The organism is aff. Roholtiella sp. LEGE 12411, from assembly GCF_015206995.1.
In the GTDB taxonomy this organism is placed as follows: domain Bacteria; phylum Cyanobacteriota; class Cyanobacteriia; order Cyanobacteriales; family Nostocaceae; genus Komarekiella.
This window is the reverse complement of record NZ_JADEXR010000242.1, coordinates 1-5,578: the sequence shown is the minus strand read 5'-3', so window position 1 is coordinate 5,578 and position 5,578 is coordinate 1. Positions and strand designations below refer to the sequence as shown.

Below are 5,578 nucleotides of genomic sequence, written 5' to 3'. Positions count from 1 at the left end.
GAGAATGGGGAATGGGGAATGGGGAATGGGGAATGGGGCATGGAGAAGAAGTAATAAAGATGTACTGAATTTTTTTCAGAAATCAAATATGATTCCTATAGTAATCTTAGTAAGTTCAAATCTTCTTTTCATCTCCTAAAGCGTGGTAAAATTGGCCTAGCTGGTGTAACTTATGCCACCAATACTTTTACCCCTAAATCTCTGCGGCGAAAATTTGAGGGTAGCGCCTCACTTAGAATTTGATACAGTTTTTCTAGTAAAGTTCTTTCAACATCAACAGGAACTTTGGAATAAACTGTTACCTCTTAATAATGATTTATTACTAACTTTGACTACTTTTATTATTTTTTCAATTGTTCTAAATAAACAGCAACCATCATCATAATGCTGTTACATCTTTGTTAAGAATAGTTACAACTTCTTAACACAAGGAAATATTTCTAATGGTAGTCTCACTTGATAAGAATGCACCACATCAGGTTGTTATCGTTGGTGGTGGTTTTGGTGGACTGTATGCAGCAAAGGCTCTGAATGCAGCGAATGTAAATGTTACTCTCATTGATAAACGTAACTTTCACCTATTTCAGCCGCTTTTATATCAAGTTGCCACAGGTACGCTATCACCTTCTGATATTTCCGCACCATTGCGATCTGTATTCAGCAAAAGCAAGAATACAAAGGTGTTGTTGGGAGAAGTAAATGATATTGATCCAAAAGCGCAACAAGTTATTCTGGGTGATGAAGTAGTACCTTATGATACATTAATTGTTGCCACAGGTGCGAACCATTCCTATTTTGGTAAGGATAAATGGGAAGAAGTTGCTCCGGGCTTGAAAACTGTGGAAGATGCCATAGAAATGCGTCGCCGGATATTTGGTGCATTTGAAGCAGCAGAGAAAGAAACTGATCCTGAAAAACGCCGTGCTTGGTTGAGCTTTGTGATTGTGGGGGGTGGCCCCACCGGTGTAGAATTAGGAGGTGCGATCGCCGAATTGGCATACAAAACTCTCAAAGAAGATTTCCGCAGCATCGACACCTCAGAAACAAAGATTTTACTATTACAGGGGGGCCCTCGCATCCTCCCACACATGGCGTCAGAGTTATCGGCATCAGCAGCAGTATCCTTGCAAAAATTGGGTGTAGAACTCCACACTCACACCAGGGTGACAAACATTGAAGGTGATATTGTTACTTTCAAGCAAGACAATGAATTTACAGAAATTGCCTCAAAAACTATATTGTGGGCAGCAGGTGTTCAAGGTTCCCCAATGGGGAAAGTCTTAGCAGAAACTACAGGTGTAGAGTGCGATTACTCTGGGCGGGTAATTGTAGAACCTGACTTGTCTATCGAGGGTTATGACAACATTTTCGTAATTGGAGATTTAGCCAACTTCTCCCACCAAGATAGTAAAGTCTTACCTGGTGTTGCACCCGTAGCTAAACAACAAGGAGAGTATGTAGGTAAACTAATTCAACGACGGCTTCAAGGTAAGACTTTGCCACCATTTCATTACAACGATGTGGGTAGTTTGGCGATGATTGGGCAAAATTTAGCTGTTGTAGATTTAGGCTTAATCAAACTCACAGGTTTTATTGCTTGGGCATTTTGGCTATTAGTTCACATCTACTTCTTAATCGAGTTTGATACCAAATTACTAGTAGTATTTCAGTGGGCATGGAATTATATCACTCGTAATCGTCGCTCTAGATTGATTACAGGTCGAGAAGCTTTTGTAGAAGCAAAAACTGTTAACAATAGCGTGCAACAGCCTTCTGGGACACCTCTATAACTTGTTCTATCCCAGCACGGTTATACCAGCTGGGGTCAAAAAAACTATTTCACCCGCAGCTGGCAGATGGGCCACATATAGTAATCCGATTTGATTCGTGAACTGACTCGTAGGGATGGGGGATGGGGGATGGGAAAAAGGGGAGTTAGAGATGTACGCAGTTTTTTCAAAAATAAAATAGGAATTCTATAGCGTTGTAAGTACCATTGGGTCTTTTCGCGATCGCTGTCTAGATTAGACCATATTTAGCACTTTTCGTAGCAATATTTGGTCTTCTAACTTAGCTTTTAAGCGACCATTTTCCACATCTCGAATCCAGCTTTGACTTTTACCTGTGAGCTTTGCTAATTCTCTTTGGGAGAGATTCAAATTTTTTCGGGCTTGCAAAATCTGTTCACCCAACAAATCGCCTGTATTTTTGGGCTTCCTTCTGGTTTTAGCAGTTCGCCGCTGCTTTTTTTCCGATTCTGAAACTTGCTGTTCCCATTCTGCTGGTAGTTCAAAGGCCAAAATCCGCGCGTTCATCAGCAGATTCCACTTACCACGGGGCCCTGTGTCTGTGAGACGAGTTTCACCACCGCCGTCATTAGTCCAAAATTCCAACGCTTCATCTGGATCTTCGGGAAGATCAACTAACTTCGCCCACAATGGTTGAATTTCTAGTGGGTAAGTAACTGGGTCAAAAATTGGCTTCATTCCATAGTGATTGAGAACTTCCAAATCACTTTCAAAAGTTCGCAGCAGGCGCTTGCGTTCTTCTCGTTGTCGGGAGGCCAGGGTGACTTTTTCCTCACCATAAGCAACACGCAGCAGGGTAGGAACAGTGATGCGTTGTTCTTTACCCATTTTGGTTTTAAACAGCAACCACAGCATTAGTCTTACTGCTCCTTCATGTTGCTGCCAAATGCTCATTACTGTTGTTAACAGCGTTTTGGGGAGATTGCCGTATTGATAGAATGCGGTTCGCTCTTTACATGCTTGTTTGTTTAAGAAATACTGTGCCCATATACCCGGTTTTACTTTAAAAGTTAGTCCGACAAGATATTTACATCCTAGATTGTCTTCTTGAAAGTGATGCTGAACGTCTACCAAGTGCCACAAGCGGCTTTCCTTAACTGAGAATCCATTCACTCGTCCTTGTTGCGGCCAGTCAATGGAAATGATCAGTGAGCAAGCTTGCTGCACTATGTTTTTCATTAACGCCAACTTGGCATTTTTGCTCAAGTCTTTGCGTTTTTCCATCCCCAAATATTTTTCAATTTGCCGCTCGTCAATGGTAAATTCCTGCTCCCAAGGCTGATCTAAGGCTGTAGCATAAGCTGCAAAAATCAGATGGATGCAAGCGGCTCTGATGTCCAGTGCTTCGATCGCTCCTAAGTCTGTGGCCCGATCGCTAACGTTGAGTGGATCTTGGATATGAAAGGCGATCGCTCCTCGGCCTTGGTTAACTTGTCGCCCATAAGACATATAACCCTCTTCATCGCTTTCCCAATGTAAGGATGTTCGCTGCGCTAGTACGTTACAAGCTTCCCAAATCGCGATCGCTGATGCAAATGGGTTATTTTTCCCGTTAGAAAACAAGTCCGAACTAGTAGCATCTCTTGGCTCAACTTTGCATCTCCCTTTTTTGGCCTGCAAGGGGATGGGAGACTTAGTTGGACAAGCCATTACACATTGCGGTTCTGGGTAATAACCCTCGCAATTGTTACACAGAAAAGGGTCGATCCAGTATTCATCATTCTCTAGTTTGATTGCACCCGTAGGACATTGGGGACGGCAATTGTCACATCCAACGCAACTGTTGTTAGGAATTGTATAAGGCATTTGGCTCTTTTCCCACTCTAATCGTTGAGATGTCAGGCTCAGTTCTCCCCTGGATATGTCCCAATACTTTTTGGATAAGTGTAACTACGTCCTTTGTAGTCTGAGAAAACGTGAGCCAGCGCAGTCTTGGGGAGCCAGTCCGTTGCGGGGGTTCCCCCCGTTGAAGGAACTGGCGTGCTTTCCCCCATGAGCGACTGGCGTTCGCCTTTGGCGTGCCGGAGGCATCACTCCGAAGGGGTGAACAGGTAAGGAGTAAATTCAAACCTTTTCCTTGAACCTTTCCTACTTAATTGAAAGGTACTGGGATGTGTCCTGTTTATTTATGACTCGCTACCAAATTATCTTTCAGGTAAGAATAATCTTTCCTCACCACACTAACTACCCACATCCATATTCTGACTCCGCATCCAATTGGTAGCTATTTAAGTCTTTTAAGCTGAGCCTAATATTACTTCTTATTAACTATACATTTCATAAATCAATTAATAAGTTTGTTCATTATGAGCTTAGAAAGAATTCTTAATACTTCCTTAAATAGATATTTCGCCAACAATCTCTTTTTGAAGACAAAACCTTACCCACAGTGTTATGGAGAACCATCTCAACTTATTACGATTAGCCTGCATCTGAGTTATTAATAATTTTAATATTTAATAGGTACTAATATTCTGCTATAAAGGTTACACTTTTTTTCGTAATTATCTCAGTTTGAGAGTGTGAAATAAAGTCAAAAGATAATATTTAGTTTATCAGCATTCATATACATATTTAAACGAGTACTAAATTGAGGAAAATAAGCTTACATAATACACAACGCATATATCAAAATGTAACTTAAAAACATGTGAATTTGTATATATAAATACTGTTCAAGATAAATATTTTTGCCTAAAAACTGAAATATTTGAAAAACAGTCTCATCACTTTTATGAATATAGTTGCATCCGCTGTAAATACTATTCACTCCTTGATTATTTTGAGTAAGCTATTGTTATTTAAGTCTGAAACTAAGACTGCTAATTAAATGCTGTAAAGACTGCTAGATAAGCATTTTACTATTCAGGGCTGCATAATAGTTATTGGCAATAAATTTCATCTATTGAATTGCAATTAAAAAACAAAGTAAGCTTCTGCCAAAAAATATCAAAATTTGATGAAGAAAATTAATTATCTAATATCAAAAACAGAAAAGATTAGGATACTATGAAGATAAAAGTACCAACAAATTACTAGGCAAAACTGCCCGGAGTTCTTTCATGGCACAACTAACAGGTTTAACATTTGGCGGTAAGACTTGGACACCAAAATTTGCTCAAGAAATTGACAAGGATAAATGTATCGGTTGTGGCAGATGCATTAAAGTATGCGGGTACAATGTTCTAACTTTGAAGGCACTCAACGAAGAAGGAGAATTTGTAGAGGACGAAGATGATGAAGAAATTGAACGGAAAGTAATGGCTGTTGGTTATCCAGAAAACTGTATTGGTTGTGAAGCTTGTGCGCGGATTTGCCCAAAGAACTGCTACACCCATGTTGCATTAACTAATTAAGGTTTTTGGAGTTAGTCAAAGTTGTTGTTTGTTCAAGGAGGCACTGTTCACAAAAAGCGTAATTGCATCAAGCAAGGTAACTAGAGGAGAATGCTAAATATTTACCGGAACCAATCCAAAAGTTCACGGTAAACAAATGCGTAAATTGCAATTGTTAACTATTAACAAATCTAAACTTGCTGCTAATATAGCCTAATCAATATTAGGACTAAAAGTGTCCTCCAAGAACAATAAGCTTTTCTGTAAAAAGGAGGCTCATTTTTCATAGGAGTTGAAAAATAATCTGTAATTTATTGGGGGAAAGATATGAAAAAATCTGGAAGTTTCCCCCTTTTTTTTTGAAGTGCGCGTTAGAAAGTTAATAAGTGAAAACAAAATGGATGGGCATGGGAGATGGGGCATGGGGGATGGGGC

4 protein-coding genes are annotated in these 5,578 nt (G+C 39.9%); 2 read left to right on the top strand and 2 right to left on the bottom strand.

From position 1 onward, the window contains the following. The first annotated feature begins 443 nt into the window (after window positions 1-443). The gene (locus IQ246_RS28515; protein WP_194006651.1) at window positions 444-1,790 is read left to right on the top strand and encodes an NAD(P)/FAD-dependent oxidoreductase; all 1,347 of its coding nucleotides are present in this window, start codon (window positions 444-446) and stop codon (window positions 1,788-1,790) included. Between the two features lie 234 nt (window positions 1,791-2,024). Here the strand turns inward: IQ246_RS28515 and IQ246_RS28510 are convergent, their stop codons facing one another. Both IQ246_RS28510 and IQ246_RS28505 read right to left on the bottom strand, forming a co-directional pair. Beyond that, window positions 2,025-3,614 (bottom strand): helix-turn-helix domain-containing protein, encoded by a 1,590-nt coding sequence (locus tag IQ246_RS28510; protein WP_194006650.1) that lies wholly within the window; start codon window positions 3,612-3,614, stop codon window positions 2,025-2,027. A gap of 84 nt (window positions 3,615-3,698) precedes the next feature. Further along, complete coding sequence (locus IQ246_RS28505; RefSeq protein ID WP_194006649.1) at window positions 3,699-3,839, bottom strand: hypothetical protein; 141 nt, start codon at window positions 3,837-3,839, stop codon at window positions 3,699-3,701. A 1,031-nt stretch (window positions 3,840-4,870) separates the two neighbouring features. Between IQ246_RS28505 and fdxB the strand changes: the two genes are divergently transcribed. After that, window positions 4,871-5,164 carry a ferredoxin III, nif-specific gene (gene fdxB / locus IQ246_RS28500; RefSeq protein ID WP_194006648.1) on the top strand — a complete coding sequence of 98 codons (294 nt, stop codon included), beginning with the start codon at window positions 4,871-4,873 and terminating at the stop codon, window positions 5,162-5,164. The last annotated feature ends 414 nt before the right edge of the window (window positions 5,165-5,578 follow it).